The sequence below is a fragment of the Microbacterium sp. DT81.1 genome (assembly GCF_049844955.1).
In the GTDB taxonomy this organism is placed as follows: Bacteria; Actinomycetota; Actinomycetes; order Actinomycetales; family Microbacteriaceae; genus Microbacterium.
In genome coordinates this window covers 1-17,366 of sequence record NZ_JBNCMA010000016.1, presented here as the reverse complement: position 1 = coordinate 17,366, position 17,366 = coordinate 1, and the positions used below count along the sequence as shown (strand labels likewise).

The window sequence follows — 17,366 nt, the reverse complement described above, 5'->3', positions numbered from 1 at the left end:
AGGGGTGCCCGGCGCTGCGCGCCGTGCTCCGGGTGGGCGGCAAGCCGCCCACGGGCCACGCAGGTCGGACGCTGCGCGCCCTCCCCGAGGGGGCTGAGACGGTGCCTCACGGCCCGTTTGCGTGGGGGCTGGGCTGATGCGCGCGGACCGGTGCGGCGAGCGCGTGGGGGTGGCTGAGGGCTGCTCGCGCGAGTGCGCTGCGGCCCGGTCCCCCTGGGGCCGTCGAGCTCGAGCCGGCTGCCCGCCGGCCTCTCGCCTCTCGGCGAGGATTCCCGGCCCTCTGCGGTGCTCTCAGGGCCGCTGGGCCGGGTTTGCCGGGTGGTGCAGCCTCGCGAAAGACATCACCCGCCGTCACCCCGGCGCGCGTGCCGAGGTCTTTCAGGAGTGGGACACCCGGGACGCCGACGAGCCAGGGCAGAGCCTCGACGTGTACACCGGCGGCGAGTATCAAGCGGCGCGCGCTCGCGTGTCCGGCCTGGTGCCCTCCGATCTCGCCAAGAGCATCGCGGATGTACGGGCGGCCCTCGACGGCAGCGGGGATCTCGCGGCCGCTTCGCTGTGGCTGGTCAACGGTCTCGACGGCGAGCGGTGAGGGCGGTCACCATGAGCACCACGACGGAAACGGCAGCTGAGATCCTGGCGGGTTTCGAGCTCGGGTTCGGGGCGATCATCGACCGGCGCGGATGGGCCGAGGACGAGATCTCGCAGGCGACGCAGCGGCACCCTGACCACGCCGACCGGATCTATCACTCATTCGCCCTGCTGAGCGGCGGCGAGGCGGCCGCACGGATGGGCGTGGAGGCGGTCTACCGGGCGCACGCGCGGGAGATCATCGAGCGCGTTGTGCGAGGCGAGGACACCCGCCCCGGCACCGCCGTCGAGGTCGTCATCGGCCTGCTGGCGGCCGCTGAGCGCGCCCCGCTCTCGCACGAGGGGTTCGGGGTGTGCGCGCGCCTGTGGGCCGTCGCAGGCCTTCCCGAGCACGACGGTTTCGCCGGACGGCTTGAGCACATCCAGGCGCTGCACTCATCCCGGATTGATAGCGAGGAAGCGGATGCCCGCCGTGCCTGCCGGGACGACGCTCGCAAGCTCGGGCGGATCACCTGCGAAGGATCGCACCACGGCGAGCGCGTGGCCTGCACCTACGCCGCGCCCTGAGCCTCACCCCGACGAGCGCCCCGCCCCGGACACCGGTGGCGGGGCGCTCCCGTGTCAGCCGCGTCATGGCTGCCGACACACGCCGATGTCTGAGGTTCACCGTATTGTTATCGGTGTCAGATACACAACACAATCAGGAGGACATCATGACCATGGTTACCGTCGAGATCGACCGCGAGGTCATCACCCAGGCCGCGCAGATGGTCCGCTACTGGAACGCGGACGAAGTGCTCAACCGGATCAACATGAGCGAGGGCTTCACCCTCGCCGCGCTGTTCGACGCGCTGCACGAGCACGACATCGCCGAGTACATCATCCGAGAGGTCTGGGAGGGCGAGAGCGACGGAGATCGCGACCCGCTCCCCTGGGCCAACGGCCACGGCTCCCGCCTCAGCTGGGACGAGTACCGCGAGCGCGCCGACGACCTCTCCCACAACGAGGGCGACGAGCGGTTCTGGTTCGCCCCCAGGAGCGCATGGGAGGACGAGCCCGACGTGATCGAGTACTACGCACGGGAGGACGCCGAGCGGGTCGCAGACACCCGCAGAGCGCGCACCGGGCACTGATTGACAGAGAGCCCCGCCGGAACGATCCGGCGGGGCTCTCCCCATGCCTGCGAGCGGTTTCCGACCCGGGGTTGCCAATGTCGGCCGTGTCCGGTACTGTTATGTATGTCAGATACACAACACTTCTTAGGAGGACGACATGACCACTATCCACAAGGCCACCCAGCCCAGCGACTTTCTCGCCGCCGTACCTTCGATGCTGGGATACCAGCCGACCGAGTCGGTCGTCGTGATCCCGTTCGCCGGTCACCGAACGGTCGGCGCGATGCGCTTCGACCTGCCGGGTGTCGAGAACGCCGCGGCAGTCGCGAACGTTGCCGCTGGCCTGGTCTGCAAGATCGAGGGAGCGACCGGCCTGGCCGTCGTCGTCTACGGCGAGCGCACTCAGGCCGAGGCCGTCGCCGAGGCGATCACCAGGAAGGCCGCGGAGTGCGGACTGAGCGTGGTCGAGCGGTTCTACGTGACCGGCAGCGGCTGGGGCCTCATCGGAGACGATGCGGTGTCTCCGATGCCCGAGGTTCCCGAGCACCTGGCGGCGATGGTCACGGCGGCTAACCAGCACGCCGGGGCGGCACTGCCGGAGGTAGACGAGGCAATCGCGCGGGAGGTCGCCGAGGCACTCCCGGGTGACCTCGGGCTCCGCCTGGCGATGCTGGACGTCGACCCGCTCGACCTGTACGAGGGGGCGCTGTCATGGGACGGATCGAACCTCGAGGCGCAGTCAGCCGCGACCATGATCGCGATGATGAACCGCCCCTCGCTGCGCGACGTCGCCCTGGTGCAGTGGGCGCACGGTTTCGCGGCCGGTGAGAGCGCGCTGGACGCGCAGATCGCCTGGGAGAGCGGCGTCGAGTACCCGAAGCACCTGGCGATGGTCATGTGGGGCGAGGGACCGCGACCGGATCCGAAGCGCCTGGAAGCCGCTCTGACGGCGTGCCGCCTCCTGGCCGCCCTCGCACCCGAGGACGCGCAGGTCGGGCCTCTGGCGGCCGCCGCGTGGCTCTCCTGGGCACTGGGACGCTCCACCCACGCCGACCAGTACACGCACCGCGCGCTGGCGATCGACCCCGAGCACGGACTGGCGCAGATCGTCGGCACGTTCGTCGCCGCCGGTCACCTGCCCGAGTTCAGTTTCGGGGTTTCTCGCTGATCCGCTGCCGCGCCCTCACCACACCGGAGGGCGCGGCACCCGACCCCCTCACGGAGGACACCATGACTGACACCCTCACCCCCGCCAAGGGCATCACCGTCACCCACTACCGGGGAGCGCGCGACGGCGTACCCGTCGTGCAGATCGACACCGAGCTCGACGCCGGATGGCTGCGCATCAACCTCAACGACGCCCCGCCGCTGTGGAACGGCGACCCCGAGCAACACTCCGCCCCCGGCGCATTCCGCGGCCCGTCTGCGCCCGACTCGATCCTCGTGCAGACCGCCCCCGAGTCCGCTCAGCAGATCGCAGATGCCGTGATCGCCGCCGGATACACCGACGCCGAAACGTTCGCCCTCACGCTGGACGCGCAGCCGATAGACGCGCACACCGTGCGCGCCCTCATGGCGAAGGCCGCGCGCGCAGCGCTCGCCACCCTCGCCGTACAAATCGCCGACGTGCGGGAGGGCATCGCGACCCTCAACACCGCCGCCGAGGGTGACAGCAACGACGACGAGATCGAGGCCGCGGCCACCCTGTGCAACGCCGCCGCGTGGCTCGCCGACAGCGTGGAGAGCGGAATGCGCTGAGCCTAGCGCGCGGACGCCGGCCCCTGGCCGGTTCGGCGTCCGCGCGCCTCTTGCCAATGTCGGACCTCCCCGGTATTGTTATGTATGTCAGATACACAACAAGTTCTAGGGAGGACGATATGACTGACATCACCATTACCGCCCCGGCCACCGGGATCGAGGGAGGCCCACTGACCTTCCCCGGCACCCCGGCGGTCACCGACCGCCGCGGCGCGTTCGCGGGCGAGCTGGCACGCGCTCAGGCCGACCTGGCACTGGCGCGCGCACAGGTCGCCGAGCGCGAGCGCACGATCCAGCAGCTGCGCACCGAGCAGATCACAGACGGGGCCGATCCCCGCCTGGTGGACTTCTGGGACAAGGCGGGTCGGATCGCCGATCACGCGGACTTCTGCCAGGAGTACGACCGGCTCGCGGAGGCGATGAACGGCACTCCCCGAAACCGCGACTGGGAGGTTGAGGCCGAGGTCACTGTGACCGTCCGGGTCACCTACTCCACGAGCGCAACTTCGGTGGATGACGCCGACGAGAACGCCCGCGATGGGATCGACTTCGACGACGTGCTCGCCGCCTACCGCGACGGCGGGCAGGAGAGCTTCGACGTGTCGATCATCAGCACGGAGCGGGTCTAACCCACCCCCTGGCGGGGCGCACAACGCCCCGCCAGGGCCACCGACCCGGACGGAGCCCCATGACCATCGACACCACCGCGGCGCTCGCCGCAGCCGGCCCCCTGGTGTGCGCCGAGTGCGGCGACCAGGACGCCACCGGCTACGTCGTCACGATCCTCGACACGCGCGACCCCAAGCGCACCCGGACGGAGGTCTGCACCGACTGTCACGCCGAGATCGCCGACTGATCGGCCGCGGGCGGGCATCGCGCAACGCTCGCCCGCGGCACCCCCGTTGTCCGGGAACCTCACGCCCTCCGGCCTATATGAGCAACGCCCATATCTGGCGTTCGCCAATGTCGGCGCGCCATGCTACTATTATGTATGTCAGATACACAACACGGGTTCTAGGAGGACACCATGAGCACCACCGTCACCTACAAGACGATCACCACTCGGATCTACAACGCTCCGGAGGGGGAGAACGCCAACAGCAAAAACGCCGACTTCCGTCGTCAAGACCTCGGGGGCTTCGGGAAGTACGGATATGTGCTGATCTCGACCGTCACGGCCCCCACCCACGACGGCACCCTGATCATCGACACCCTCGCGCTCACCGAGACCTACTGAGCCACCGATGAGCACCGCGACTGCCCCGGCACCGCCGGCCCTCCCCTGGGTCGTGCTCGACTGCTTCGTCACCCGCATCCTGGGCGAGTACGCCACCGAGGGCGAAGCCATCGCCGCCGCCGCCGAGTTCGGCAGCTGCTCGTTCGCCTACCCCTACCCCGGATAGCTCGATCCGCGGCCCGCCCCCTCTCGAAGGGCGGCGGTGAGCCGCGCGCGCGCGCCGGCGCCCCTCGGAGCCGGCGCGTCGAGGGAGATCGCGCGATCGCGCAGCGCTCGCGAAAGTGGCGCTTGCAATGTCGGCAGACTCTGCTATTGTTATGTATGTCAGATACACAACACGTTCGGGAGGACGACATGAACACCACACTCACCACCGCCACCGACCTCGAGGCACGCGCAGCCTGGTCGATCATCGCCGAACCCAGCGACGGCATCGCCGGCACCCTCACCCAAACCCTCGGCCACACCGCCGCGCTCGAGGTACTCACCGCCGGGCACGGCACCGTAACCGGCGCACTCCACGCGGCCGGCATCGACGCCGAAGCCGCCAAGCACGCCGCGGCCCGCTGGCTCCCCCGCCACAACCCCCGCGCCGTCGACGACGCGCTCGCCGCAGCCGCCCGCCACGGCCTCACCCTCATCGACCCGGCAACCATCCCCGGCCTGAGCGACCTCGGCGAGCACGCCCCGCACATCATCTGGGCGCGCGGCGACCTCGCCCTCCTCGGCCGCGACCTGACCGACCGGATCGCCCTGATCGGCGCACGCGCCGCCACCAGCTACGGCGAGCACGTCACCACCGAGATCTCCGCCGCGCTCGCCGCCCGCGGCATCGTCATCACCAGCGGAGCCGCCTACGGCATCGACGGGGCCGCACACCGCGCCGCTCTCGCCGCGGGCGGTGCGACGATCGCCTGGCTCGCCGGGGGCGCCGATCGTCCCTACCCCGCCGGTCACAGCGACCTGATCGCCCGCATCGCCGACCGCGGCGGCGTCATCGCCAGCGAGGTCTCCCCCGGCGCAGCGCCCACCAAATGGCGCTTCCTCGCTCGCAACCGGATGATCGCCGCGACCACGGCGGCAACCGTGGTCGTCGAGGCCGGGTGGCGTTCCGGCTCGCTCAACACGGCCGGTCACGCCGCCACCCTCGGCCGCACCCTCGGGGCCGTGCCCGGCCCGGTGACGAGCGCCGCATCCGCCGGATGCCACCGCCTCATCCGCGAGTTCGACGCGCAGCTGGTCACCGACGCCGACGACGCCTACGGGCTGCTCGGCCGCTGATCCCTCGCCGGGGGGCGACACACTCGCCCCCCGGCCCCACACCCGCTTAGGAGACCGCCATGGGAACCACACCAAACCCCGACCCTCTCACCCTCGCAACCCCCGCACTGCTGCTGCTCTGGATTGCCGCGATCATCACCCTGACGCTCTGGGACCGACGCATCCGCAGCGCCTCCGTGGCCACCCACGCCGACATCATCCGCAGGGCCACACGCAGCCGCGCACACGCCCGCGCGATGATCGCCTGGCACGGCCTCGGAGCACTCGTGATCGTGGCGGCGTTCGGGCTGCTCTCGTGGCCCACCGCGCTCGCCGCACTCCCCCTGCTGGCACTTCCTGCCCTCGGGATCCGCAAGTGGGCGCGCACCACGCGCACGCTCTCCCGCATCCTCCACGCACCCCAGCTGAGCTCACGGCGGCAGCTGCAGCGATAGATCTCCGCCCTGGGTTGCATCCCTGCTCTCACTGCACTAGTGTTATGTATGTCAGATACACAGCTAAACATCGAAGACCACAAGCCCCGAGGGGATCGAGCCACACGGCCGCTCCCCTCGGCAGGACGGGCACCAACACATAGCCTGACGAGCGCTCGCCGCCGCCGCTCGCCCGTCAATGGCAGCCGGCCACATTCGTCCTCCTCCCGGCCCGCTGCCGGCGGGGGCGGCACCCACTGACACCGCCGCCCCCGCCCCTCCCACTCCGAGCTACACCCCAGCGCAGTCCCGCGCTCATGACCGCGAACGCCACGGCGCCGCGGGGTCTGAAAGCGTCTCTAGCGCGATCTCGCACCAGGTGCGCGCGCCGTTGAACGCCAGTCGCGCATGACGGGCGCTGAGGCGGGTGCTCCTCGAGCGCCCATGCCCGCCGCCCTCGGCGTTGCGGATCTCATCGATGCCTTGGGCGATCGAGGCGAGCCCACCCAGGATGCGCCGAATAGATCCCGCCCCGTCGATCGATCCGTCGACTCCCCCGGCACCTAAACCGAGGGCTTGCTGCGCTCGAGGGACTAGTGCCGAGAAGTCTTCGCGATCGGTGTAGTCGATCTCGAGCTCCTGCAGCACGGTCTTGGCCGTTGCCTCAATCAGTTCCTTCGATGCGGCCACGACGCCCGCGGGATCACCGTCGATGAGCAACCCGATGCGGTTGAACGCTTCCTCAATCCCGTCCGCGCTCCGCAGAGACCCAACCCCCGACAGAGGCACTGCTGACGGAACGGCGGCGACGATGCGATGGTCGTCGCCGTACCGGAACCCGTCACGTTGCAGCGCAACCTTCAGCCGCTCTCGCGTCGCCTCGTCGGCGAAGTCGGAGACCACGACCTCATAGACCCGCAACACCCTGCGAACGTGGTCAGCGTGGGACCACTGCACGACCGCCTCATACGCGCGCCACAGCGAGACCCGCTGACCGCCGACCTCGTCATAGAAGCCGTGTGCGAACCCCTCGCCCTCCCAAAGTCGTTCGATATCTCTGAGCACGATCCCGGAGGCAAGATCTCGGAACGTTCCCCGCAATCGCCCGCTGATGACATCTGGCATAGCCGCAGGGTAGCCGGGACCAAGCTGCGCACTCGGGAGGCCCGTCTGCGAGCGGTCAACGCCTCCTGTTGGCGAACGGCCACCCTCCGAACCTGTCAGCGAAGGCCGCCCGGTATCTGATCTCGACATCTTCGGCGATCTCGCCCGGCGTCTCCACCCACGCGACTAGGAGCTCGGCGTGATCGGCCAGCTGCCAGATTGAGCGGCCGCCCTGATGGCTGGACCCCCGGCGCGCGTACTGACGCAGCCGAGTGCGCAGCCCGCCGGCCTTGGCGTCGGCCTTCCCGATGTAGACGACGGGCGTGCCCATGATCCAACGGCCCTGCAGGTCAGCGAGGCCGTACAGCGACCCCGCGCGGGCGACGGTACTGTCGAGGATCTCTGGCGCCGTGGTGGCGGTGCGCAGCACCACGTAGATCCCCGGCCGCGGGGGAACGTCGACGTCTGGGATCTCTGCGAACGTTACGAAGCCAGAAAAGCCAACTCCCTCAAGGCCGGCGCGGTCCCACGAGTCAGGCAGCGCGAGGGCGCTCATGCGTCGACCGGCCCGACAGGATCGATGGCCGGCACTCCGAAGAGAGCAGCGGTGCGGCGCTCGAGTAGGTGTTGCTCGACGTCGCCGGCGTGCAGCGGCGCCTGCTGCCCAACACCCCGCGCCGGCCGCTGCTGCATGTACCAGTACAGCTGCCGGTTTCCCTTGGAGTTGTGCTGCTGCGCGAGCTCGCGCGCCTCGTCGCGAGTGAACAGCCACACCTGGTCGGTGGAGAGCAGCGCGAGCGCGAGGATCTCGGCGCGCAGATCGTCGGGGAAGTAGAAGCCCACCGACAGCGCGCCCTTGCCACCGGAGGGCGAGGGTGCCGTCTGAGTCTTGACCTGAACGGTAACGGCCTGGGCCTGCAGCGGCGAGTAGACCACCAGGTCGATCCCGGAGTCCGTCGTCATCCGCGCAGAGTCGATGCCGAGCTTGAGGAGCCGGTACTGGACGAGGATCTCGCCCGCCGCTCCGATGTGCTGCGTCGTGGTCATCGCGGCATCGTCTCACGTCGGCTCGGCGGGGTCGCAAATGTCCCTGCATCCTGGTAGTGTTATGCATGTCACATACACAACACACAGGAGGAAGACATGACCACCATCACAGCCTGGATCGCCACCCACAGCGACGGCACGACCTGCACGGTCGCCACCACCACGACGGACTGCCCGCACAACCACACCTACACCGCGCCGGCCGAAGCGCCGGGCACGAAGGGACTGCTGATCACGACGGCCGGCGAGCTCGCGATTGCAGCGTTCGGTGAGCTCGAGGACTACCAGCGCGCAGTCGGCGGCGACATCGAGATCGTGAGCCTCGACAACCGCCACGACCTCATCGTCAACGAGGAGGGGCTGATCCACCGACTCCCGTTGAACTACCTCGCCAGTGCGGTCGCGAGGCGGCCGCTCGTGGGCGATGTCGTGCTCATCGGCGTCGACAACACCTCGGGCGACTTCGTCGACGTCGACGTCGACGACACAATGATCGACATCGCACGACGAATCCTCGGCGCGTGACGCCCCAGCCGACGTCGCCGGCGTCCACCGCCTGCCAGCGGTGGACGCTCGGCCGGCACTCCTGGCGCCACACGTCCGAAGGGGGCTTCGATCGCCGCCGCTTCACCGTCGAGCAGATCCCCGAAGCGGCCGCGCGAGAGTTCGTGTGCCGGAACCACTACACGTCGTCCTACCCCGCAGCGCGGCTCGCCTGGGGCCTGTTCACTGATGACGACACCCTCGTCGACGTCGACGCTCCGCTCGTCGGCGTGGCCGTGCTGTCGATACCGATGCGCGCGGCCGTGCTCACCAACGTCTTCCCCGAGCTCGAGCCGTTCTCCGAGTCGCTCGAGCTCGGGCGCTTCGTGCTCACCGACGCCGTGCCAGCCAACGCCGAGTCATGGTTCCTCGCGCAGGTCTGGCGACATGCGGCCGCCGCCGGCATCCACGGGATCGTCACCTTCGCCGACCCGATGCCGCGACACAGAACGCTCGTCGACGTCGACGCTGCCGGGGAGCAGATCACGCGCGTCGAGACCATCACGCCCGGCCACGTTGGCGCGATCTACCAAGCCACCAACGCGATCAGCCTGGGCCGCTCCACCGCTCGCACCCTCAACTACGTCCCCGCCGCCGGCATCGTGCTCTCGGAACGCACCCTCTCTAAGATCCGCACCGGAGAGCAGGGATGCGACGCAGGAGAGCGGCACCTGACCACCCTCGGAGCTCGGCCGCGGCGCGCCGGCGAGGACGCGCGCAGCTGGCTCCGCGACGCGCTCGAGGACGTCGGCGTGCGGAAGGTCCGCCACCCCGGCAATCACCGCTACGCCTGGGCGTTGGGTAGCGCCCGGCAGCGCCGCCGGCAGCTGATCGCGCTCGAGCCGACGCCCTACCCGAAGGCCGCCCGAGATCTCCTAGCCCCGCTCTGATCCCGGGCTTGACTCGCTCACATACGGCGAGTAGTGTTTTGTATGTCAGATACACAACTTAGATGGACTCCGAGGAGCTCGTCGACGAGGCGAAGCCCCACCGAGTGACCCGCGGCCGCGGATCGGCCGGCGCCGCCCCGGTCCGCGGCCGCCCTACCTTCGGCGTCCGCGAACGCCCGGAATCCGGGCCTATATGCAGTGAGACCCCAGGAGGTCACCGAATGAAGCTCACCCGCACCGTAGGTGCAGCATCCGGCGCCGGCGTCGCTGCCCTCGCCGTCCTGCTGCTACTGCCGACGCTCGGCACCGACGCCGGCGCGACCCCTTCCGCCCCCAGCATCCAGGAGCCGGCACCCGCCGCAGCCGCGGCCTACGACCGCGACCTCTTCGGCCCCCGATGGGCCGACGTCGACCGCAACGGATGCGACACCCGCAACGACATCCTCGCCCGTGACCTCACTGACGTCACATACAAGCCCGGCACCAATGACTGCGTCGTCCTCACCGGCACGCTGCACGACCCCTACACCGGCGAGACGGTGACCTTCACCCGTGTCAGCGAGGGCTACCAGCCGGTGCAGATCGACCACATCATCCCGCTCGCCGTCGCCTGGGCATCCGGCGCGGACTCGTGGACCGAGGAGCAGCGGACGCAGTTCGCGAACGACCCGGCGAACCTGCAGACCACCACCGCCAACCAGACCAAGGGCGACAGCACACCAAGCGAGTGGATGCCCGTCGACGAGTTCGCCGCCTGCGAGTACTCGACCCGCTACCTCGACGTCACCACCGACTACGCGCTCGAGATCTCTGCCGCCGACCGCGACGCACTCACCGCCACGCTCACCAGCTGCACGAGCGCCCCCTAGCCCACACCGACCATCCCCAGTACCAGGAGACACCCCATGAGCTTCCCTCTCCGCAATATCCGGATCACCGACGAGACCGGGACCAACTACACCGATCTATTCGCTGACATCGACCTCGACAGTTTCGACCTGCTCGGCGACCGCGGCATCCGGGCCGTCGACGCCATGGTTGTCGAGATAGGCGATCGTGTGGATGTCGGCCGCGTCGAGGTACTGCCAAACGCCAGCGACGAGCTCGAGTTCATCAACATCTTCGGCCACGTCGAGCGCGGCCGCCGCGGCTACCGCCTCCGCACGATCGCCGACGCCCTCGGCCTCCTCATCGAGTTCGACCTGCACTGAGAGGACACGCCACCATGTCAACCCTCGATCTCTTCGACGACAGCTTCCCCCACGGCACCACGGACGGGTACCGGCGCGGCTGCAAGACCATCGCGTGCCCGGCGCTTATCCCCTGCCGCACCGTGCACACGCGCTACTCGGGCGATTACACCTTCGCTCGGATGATCGACGCCGGCATGCCCCTCTCCGAGATCCTCGAGCAAGACGCCGCAGCGAAAGAGGGCATCCACCAGCGGGACAGGGCGGCCGCGCGACAGCAGCAGCGGGCCACAGCACCCACGCACCGCGCAGCTGCCAAACCGAAGACCGCAGCGCGGCCGAAAGCCGCCCCTCACCCCGACGCTCATGCAACCCCGGCCGTTGCCCCGACGCCGATCAGACCACTCCGCCCCCACCCAGGCTATAAATGGCTCACCCGCGCGGCCGCGGACATCGACAGCGTCCCGGAAGCGAACCGCGCGCAGCGGCAACGGGATCTCGCCGACTACCGAACCGCTCTTGACCACCACGTCACCGAGCTCGAGCAGTGGCGCCAGCAGCGCGCCGACCTTCGCCGGCAGCTGGCCGCGGACGCCGCAACACTCAAGACCGCCTCGATTGCCGCCGGCACCGGCCTATCCGTGAACGGCGCGATCGAGAGTGCGTTGCAGAACGCAACCGCCCGTCATCAGAGCGCCGTCGACGCACTCACCCGCGCTGACCAGCAGCGCCCCGCCGCCCCCCGCAAGCCGCGGCCGCCACGAGCGCCACACGCGCGCCGTGCGGCCAAGCCGCGACAGCTGCAACCCCACGGCACGAACGCCTGCCGGGCACGCGGCTGCGATCGCCCCGAGTGCATCGAAGCGGCGCGCGAGTATCACCGCGAGTGGATGGAACGGCGGAAGGCCGAGAGCATCCCACTCGAGCACCACGGCTCGGCATACGGGTACCAGCTGGGGTGCAAGGATCGCGCGACGTGCCCCGCGGGGATCTCGTGCGCTGATGCCTCGCTCGCTGAGGAGCGTCGTCGTCGTCGCGACGCCGGTATCGCTGAGCAGGCTGCGCGCGTTCCCGCCGAGCCGGTGCGAGAGCACGTCAGACAGCTGATGGCCGCCGGCATGACCGTGATCGGCATCGCAGAGGAGGCCGGCGTTTCCAAGACCGGAGTGAAGATCCTGCTCTACGGCCGATCCGGCGCGCGGAAGGGCGAGCTCCCCCGCGAGATCGAGGAGGCCAAAGCGCAGCGCATCCTCGCCCTGCAGCCCACCCGCGAACGCCTCGCGATCTCTGCCTGACCTACCGACGTCGACGACGCCGGATAGCATTGAACCTGGGCACCCGTCCGTTGAGCATCCTCTGTTCGCAGTGGTGCTGCCTCTTAGTTGTGTATCTGACAATCCGCATCTGAGTTGGCTCCGGACGGGTGCCCTTCTCGTTGTACCCGGACGACATCGACGCGGACGCGCTCAAATTCAGCTATCAGGATGAGGCCAACGCTGCATCTAGCGTCGAGGCAAATCCCGCTCGTCCCTCCCTTAAGAACTGGAAGAACGTGTCGTAATCACGGGGTGTAAGGAAGTGAAAGGCGTACTTGTCCACTCCCAACATTTCGTTCAGTGTGTTGAAGTGGGCGGCCGCGGCGGCGAACTTAGCTCGGTTCTCGTCCGATGGCTCGTCAAGCTCGTCGTCCCCCTTGATCTCGACGACGACGAGCCGTTCCTGCAACACGATAAAGAAGTCTGGATTGAAATGCCCGCGACGGAAGTGCTCACCCTTCCGCCAGCCAAACTCGATCGCGTAAAAGTCTTGATCGGTCGACTTGATCCACCCTGATATGACCGCGGCGTTCTCGGGCTTGACCAAGTCCTTGATGAACAGGCGCTCAGGGCGGTGGTCAGCGATTGCGATGTTCAGCGGCGTTTTGAAGTAGAACTTGTTCGCCACCTCCTCGACCGAGGATCGCGGGAGAGATTCGTCCTCGAGGACTTCGGCGAGGACTCGCCGAGTGTCCTCGTCGCTCAACCGTCCAGAATCCTCATCGGCGAACACTGTGGCGTCGCCGCGCCTGAGCGCGGACACATTGATGCTGTCCCGACGCCTCTGCGACGTGGAGAGCTTGACGACCTCGTCGGGCTTGGAAACATACCGAACGGTTTGGCTCGCCTTACGGTGCACCACTCCGAACGCAGCCTGCAGCCGCTGCCGATTGTCCTCACTGACCTGATCAGCTGTCTCACCGACGCGATTCAGCGACTCACGTATTAGGTCCCTAAGCCAATTGATCGAGTACTTGCTGGCATAGTCGGTCGACTCCTCGAGGTCGATCGCACGGAACTTAGAGTGGATGTGCTCCGCGACCTCGTCGACGGAAAACATCTTGTAGCGGATGAGAGTGCGCTTCTCTCGCTGCTTCCCGCTGACCACTCGGCTGTACGTGGTCTCGCGCTCGAGCTCCGAGACCTGAGAAACGAGGGTGACGAACCCCTTCGAAAAATCGTACTCGTCAGGCGCCTGGTGCTCTTCGGACTCCTGCGTCTTGCTGTAGTCGATGTTCTCGAGATCGAAGTTGTAGTCGACTTCTTTGTCTGCCACCCGTGACACAAGCCTGTTCTCGATCTCGAGAACCTCATCGACGAGATGCCGAATCCTTGACGACCACGCATCGTGATTGAACACCGTAAGTACCGGACGCTCACCACGGTAAGAGTCGGGCACGCGAAGTCCGCGTCCCAGAACCTGCGCAATCAAGAGCTTGCTTGAGAACGCCCTCTCCTCGTGCGGCACGACTTGGAACACGTTCTTTACGTCCCAGCCTTCGGTGAGCATGCTCACTGAAACTACCCATTCGACCGGGCTATCCGCTTGGTCCACAGATCCGAGTTGGATCACGTTGCGCTTGTGGTCGGGATCAGAGGTGACGGTCAAGACCTTGGCGGCCGCCTGATCCTGGGTAAGCCCTTCCACCGACGCCAAGAAACTCGCAACATCGACCGCCAGTCGTTTCGCGGCGGCGATGTCGCGCGTCACGAGCAAGGTCAGAGGCTTCACCTTGCGGTAGAACTGCTTGTTCCCCTGATGGTTGTCGTAGACCTTCTGGAGCTTCTCGTCCCGTGCGCCGCTTGAGTCCTCCGCGACGTAGTCGATCGTCTTGACGACGCCGGAGTCGATCGCGGCGCGAAGCGAGTAGCGGTAGATGACATCCGGGAAGTAGGAATTGTCGACGTAGCAGGTGCCAGAAACGCCAACCACGTAACGGAAGTTGAGGTCGGCGTCGCTGACGAACTCCGCCCACTTCCGCATGTCGCCGTTCGCGGAGTACAGATGGTGCGCTTCATCGTTGAGGATGAGCGTCCGGTCACCTTTTCCTGCGAGGGTCGGGCGGATCGAGCTTCGCGACGACGCGAAGGTCGCGTGATAGTTCTCGATGCACACGGTGCCCGGGACTATCGACTCGGTGCCGTTGATGACCGCGGGCGCCGTATAAGCGGCACCCGAGGGCATTGCGGCGCGCAGCGCTTCGCTCGCCGCGAGGCTCTTGAACTTTTCCGTGAGGCCCGCCTCGATTGTGAGCGAGGGGCAGAGCACCACCACTTGGTCGACCGCGCCGGTCGCGAGCATTAGCGCGGCGATCCCATACATCACGTAGCTCTTCCCGGTGCCGGTGGCCAGGTCAAGGCTGCAGGACAGTTGGTCAGGGAAGATGAGCTTTCGCTCTGCGGATGCTTCCCCGCCATAGACGTCCTTGAGCATGGGGTTCGCGTCCAGATTTTCGCGCAGTAGCGCGCGGAGGCTCTCATATCGCTGCCCGAGCAAGTATCTGAGCGTTTCTCGGATCGCTTCTTTCTGATACTCGCGAGTCGAGCAGAGCGCGTCGAGGAACGGCTCGTATGGGTTCAGGTCGAGAACGTTGGGATCGATTGCTTTGGTGACTTTTAGGAGGAGGTCGGCGTTGGTGACGGAGATCGCTGTCGCTGACATTTAGCTGACACCCTCCAACACCTTGCTCGCGTCCCGTTCGATGAACGCCTCGCGAGGTTTCACCTCGGTGTACTCGTTCCCGAAAACATCGAGATAGACGATCATGACAAACTCCCCCAGCGTCTTGGCCCGAATCTCAAGCGTCCAGTCCTTGTCTTCGAGCTCTGCTGCGAAGACCGCCTCATCGAGCGCAAACGGCGGAGCGGCTTCCGAGTCTGCTGCTTGGTCGTAGGGATAGTCGAAGTCCACCAAGACCGCGGCGAGGGTCTCGCGATTGCCGCGCGTCGTCGCACCCCGTGCAAGCGCCTCGCTGTGGAACTCCTCGATGCGCACGAAGGCGTACTCGGTGCCGCCCTTGTCGGATCGCCAGTAGTCGCATCGGACCGTGGGCTGCTGGATGAAGTCAAACCCAACAGCGTCGACGGTCCGGTTTACGTCCGCCGCACCAATTGGTTGCCGAAGCGCCTCGAAGGGCCGATCGTGCAGCTCGTTCACGATCGAGTACGGAATTCGCAGCACGTAGTACCGGACGTCGCCGTGGTCGATGTAGTCCTCGAGGAATGCGACGCTCGCGGCGGGCGCGATGATGAAGACGTCGGAGCTTGAGCGGGTTCCGATCTGCGCATGGAGGTTGCCGATGAAGCCGTGATCGAGCACGACTCCGCCGCCCTGCCGGTGATTGAAAACGAGAACGTCGGCACCGTTTCGGTAGCCATCGAGTTCGACGCCGGCAACCTGGTGCGGTTCGTCGACGCAGCCGAACAGGTTCAGTGCGAAGAACCGCCACTCCGGCCAAGCGAGATCGCGAAGCCGGGCAAAGTCATACAAGCCGGCGTTGCTCAGGGTGAACGCTGAAGGTGTGAGTGCTCGGCCCTTGTTTCCGATGCCAGCCTTCAGGCTCAGCATCCGCTTCTGGATCGTATAGACCGCCAGCTTTCCCGAGTCAATGGCGATCCACCGGCGACCCATCTTCTCCGCGACTGCCGGGGTTGTACCTGAGCCCGCGAATGCATCCAGCACGAGATCGCCGGGGCTCGTTGTCGCCCCGATGATGCGCTCGAGCAAGGCCTCAGGCTTCTGGGTCGGATAGCGCTGGTTCTGGCTCCGATCGGCGGGCTGAAGCATCGACATCCGCCAGACATCGTCGACCGTCTTTGTGTCGGTCTCTTGGTAGATGACCTTTCCGTCATCGCCCTTCTTGTTGACAAGCTTTTGAGTGCTCTTGTCCCACTTGCGGGCGAGTTGTTTGACCGGCCCGTCAGGACGCACCTCCTTGAGGGGCGTGAAGTTGAAAGTCGACGATTTGGAGTACCAGTAGATGACGTCGTGATTGGAGGCGAACCGCTTCACGTTGCCTTGCATCTTGTTGTAGTAGTGCCAGACGATCTCGTTGCGGAAGTTCCGCTCACCGAACACCTCATCCATCAGGACCTTGACATAGTGGCCCTTCTTCGAGTCCAGGTGGACAAAGATCGAGCCATCCTCTGAGAGGAGCTCGCGAAGCATCACGAGCCGGCGGCGGAGGAACTCCAAGAAGGCGGCGCCAACCACTCGATCCTGATAGGCCTTTTCTTCATCACCCCCGACGAAATCGCGAGCAGACGCGAAAGGTGGGTCGATGTAGATCAGCCGGATGCCGGGCTGTCCGTCTGCACTCTTGAGCTCGCCACTCCTCTTGAGATCGAGCAACGTCTTGGCCGCCTGCAAGTTGTCGCCAAAGATCAGGCGGTTAGTCCACGCGGAAGCGCCTGGCTTGCCGAACTCGCGAATCACCTGAAGCGGAACCGCCATGGTGTCCGCGATGATGTCCTCTTCGCGATCCTTGCCGACGTATGTGAGCTCGTACTCGTGTCGATCGGGCGGAAAGAGCGAATTCTTGAACTCGCGTGGCAAATCTTCGCCCGTAAGTAGAAGGTCCGCCAGGTGGGCTCGATCGCCCGTCGATAGTCCGCTCATAGCTCGTCTCTTGCGCCCAATCAGGTGGAAGCGGGGCGTATCTCGCCATGATACGAGAGACATCTGACGCCGCCCGCGCCCGGATGTAGGGAACGGCACGAATTGTCCACGGCGGCCGCATCAGAGCGGGCTATCGACTCGAGAAATGTCCATCTGACACCCGCGTCATCGTTGCGGAAGATGTCCACCTGACCTTGAAGCCGGCGACCCGTAGGCGGATCGTCTTGCGCTATACGGAGCTCACCCATACGCACGAGCACTAT

At 66.8% G+C, this 17,366-nt stretch carries 21 protein-coding genes; 16 read left to right on the top strand and 5 right to left on the bottom strand.

Going from position 1 to position 17,366, the window contains the following annotated elements:
• Positions 1–427: 427 nt before the first annotated feature.
• From ACLQ2Q_RS21965 to ACLQ2Q_RS21915, 11 genes are all read left to right on the top strand, one after another.
• Entirely contained in the window at positions 428–592 is a 165-nt protein-coding gene (locus ACLQ2Q_RS21965; RefSeq protein ID WP_425823981.1) for a hypothetical protein, read from the top strand.
• 11 nt (positions 593–603) lie between these two features.
• Positions 604–1,158 (top strand): hypothetical protein, encoded by a 555-nt coding sequence (locus tag ACLQ2Q_RS21960; protein WP_425823979.1) that lies wholly within the window; start codon positions 604–606, stop codon positions 1,156–1,158.
• Between the two features lie 146 nt (positions 1,159–1,304).
• Complete coding sequence (locus tag ACLQ2Q_RS21955) at positions 1,305–1,724, top strand: hypothetical protein (RefSeq protein WP_425823977.1); 420 nt, start codon at positions 1,305–1,307, stop codon at positions 1,722–1,724.
• 139 nt (positions 1,725–1,863) lie between these two features.
• Entirely contained in the window at positions 1,864–2,874 is a 1,011-nt protein-coding gene (locus tag ACLQ2Q_RS21950; protein ID WP_425823975.1) for a DUF4192 family protein, read from the top strand.
• Positions 2,875–2,936: 62 nt separating this feature from the next.
• Positions 2,937–3,464 carry a hypothetical protein gene (locus tag ACLQ2Q_RS21945; protein WP_425823973.1) on the top strand — a complete coding sequence of 176 codons (528 nt, stop codon included), beginning with the start codon at positions 2,937–2,939 and terminating at the stop codon, positions 3,462–3,464.
• 119 nt (positions 3,465–3,583) lie between these two features.
• Positions 3,584–4,093 carry a hypothetical protein gene (locus tag ACLQ2Q_RS21940; RefSeq protein ID WP_425823971.1) on the top strand — a complete coding sequence of 170 codons (510 nt, stop codon included), beginning with the start codon at positions 3,584–3,586 and terminating at the stop codon, positions 4,091–4,093.
• A 59-nt stretch (positions 4,094–4,152) separates the two neighbouring features.
• Positions 4,153–4,320: a hypothetical protein gene (locus ACLQ2Q_RS21935; RefSeq protein ID WP_425823969.1), complete on the top strand. Its 168-nt coding sequence runs from the start codon at positions 4,153–4,155 to the stop codon at positions 4,318–4,320.
• A gap of 171 nt (positions 4,321–4,491) precedes the next feature.
• Positions 4,492–4,701, top strand: a complete 210-nt coding sequence (locus ACLQ2Q_RS21930; protein WP_425823967.1) for a hypothetical protein — start codon at positions 4,492–4,494, stop codon at positions 4,699–4,701.
• Positions 4,702–4,708: 7 nt separating this feature from the next.
• A complete protein-coding gene (locus ACLQ2Q_RS21925; protein WP_425823965.1) occupies positions 4,709–4,867 on the top strand; it encodes a hypothetical protein in 159 nt (52 codons plus the stop codon).
• A gap of 188 nt (positions 4,868–5,055) precedes the next feature.
• Positions 5,056–5,982 carry a DNA-processing protein DprA gene (gene dprA, locus ACLQ2Q_RS21920; RefSeq protein WP_425823963.1) on the top strand — a complete coding sequence of 309 codons (927 nt, stop codon included), beginning with the start codon at positions 5,056–5,058 and terminating at the stop codon, positions 5,980–5,982.
• 59 nt (positions 5,983–6,041) lie between these two features.
• Positions 6,042–6,416 carry a hypothetical protein gene (locus tag ACLQ2Q_RS21915; RefSeq protein ID WP_425823961.1) on the top strand — a complete coding sequence of 125 codons (375 nt, stop codon included), beginning with the start codon at positions 6,042–6,044 and terminating at the stop codon, positions 6,414–6,416.
• Between the two features lie 294 nt (positions 6,417–6,710).
• On the opposite strand, the gene ACLQ2Q_RS21910 is transcribed toward ACLQ2Q_RS21915, so the two are convergent.
• The 3 genes from ACLQ2Q_RS21910 to ACLQ2Q_RS21900 are packed head-to-tail and all read right to left on the bottom strand — an operon-like array spanning position 6,711 to position 8,546.
• A complete protein-coding gene (locus tag ACLQ2Q_RS21910) occupies positions 6,711–7,520 on the bottom strand; it encodes an abortive infection family protein (RefSeq protein WP_425823960.1) in 810 nt (269 codons plus the stop codon).
• Between the two features lie 55 nt (positions 7,521–7,575).
• On the bottom strand, positions 7,576–8,055 hold the full coding sequence (locus ACLQ2Q_RS21905; protein ID WP_425823958.1) for a hypothetical protein: 480 nt from the start codon (positions 8,053–8,055) through the stop codon (positions 7,576–7,578).
• Positions 8,052–8,546, bottom strand: a complete 495-nt coding sequence (locus ACLQ2Q_RS21900) for a hypothetical protein (protein WP_425823956.1) — start codon at positions 8,544–8,546, stop codon at positions 8,052–8,054. The genes ACLQ2Q_RS21905 and ACLQ2Q_RS21900 overlap by 4 nt, the downstream gene beginning before the upstream one ends.
• Before the next feature lie 96 nt (positions 8,547–8,642).
• On the opposite strand from ACLQ2Q_RS21900, the gene ACLQ2Q_RS21895 reads away from it, so the two are divergent.
• From ACLQ2Q_RS21895 to ACLQ2Q_RS21875, 5 genes are all read left to right on the top strand, one after another.
• Positions 8,643–9,071 (top strand): DUF3846 domain-containing protein, encoded by a 429-nt coding sequence (locus tag ACLQ2Q_RS21895; protein ID WP_425823954.1) that lies wholly within the window; start codon positions 8,643–8,645, stop codon positions 9,069–9,071.
• Positions 9,068–9,979, top strand: coding sequence for a hypothetical protein (locus ACLQ2Q_RS21890; protein WP_425823952.1), 912 nt, complete (start codon positions 9,068–9,070; stop codon positions 9,977–9,979). The genes ACLQ2Q_RS21895 and ACLQ2Q_RS21890 overlap by 4 nt, the downstream gene beginning before the upstream one ends.
• A gap of 221 nt (positions 9,980–10,200) precedes the next feature.
• Positions 10,201–10,848, top strand: coding sequence for an HNH endonuclease family protein (locus tag ACLQ2Q_RS21885; RefSeq protein ID WP_425823950.1), 648 nt, complete (start codon positions 10,201–10,203; stop codon positions 10,846–10,848).
• Between the two features lie 36 nt (positions 10,849–10,884).
• Positions 10,885–11,190, top strand: a complete 306-nt coding sequence (locus ACLQ2Q_RS21880) for a hypothetical protein (RefSeq protein ID WP_425823948.1) — start codon at positions 10,885–10,887, stop codon at positions 11,188–11,190.
• Positions 11,191–11,204: 14 nt separating this feature from the next.
• Positions 11,205–12,464: a hypothetical protein gene (locus tag ACLQ2Q_RS21875; protein WP_425823946.1), complete on the top strand. Its 1,260-nt coding sequence runs from the start codon at positions 11,205–11,207 to the stop codon at positions 12,462–12,464.
• 184 nt (positions 12,465–12,648) lie between these two features.
• On the opposite strand, the gene ACLQ2Q_RS21870 is transcribed toward ACLQ2Q_RS21875, so the two are convergent.
• A complete protein-coding gene (locus ACLQ2Q_RS21870; protein ID WP_425823944.1) occupies positions 12,649–15,147 on the bottom strand; it encodes a DEAD/DEAH box helicase in 2,499 nt (832 codons plus the stop codon).
• Positions 15,148–17,103, bottom strand: a complete 1,956-nt coding sequence (locus ACLQ2Q_RS21865) for a site-specific DNA-methyltransferase (RefSeq protein ID WP_425823942.1) — start codon at positions 17,101–17,103, stop codon at positions 15,148–15,150.
• Positions 17,104–17,366 lie beyond the last annotated feature (263 nt).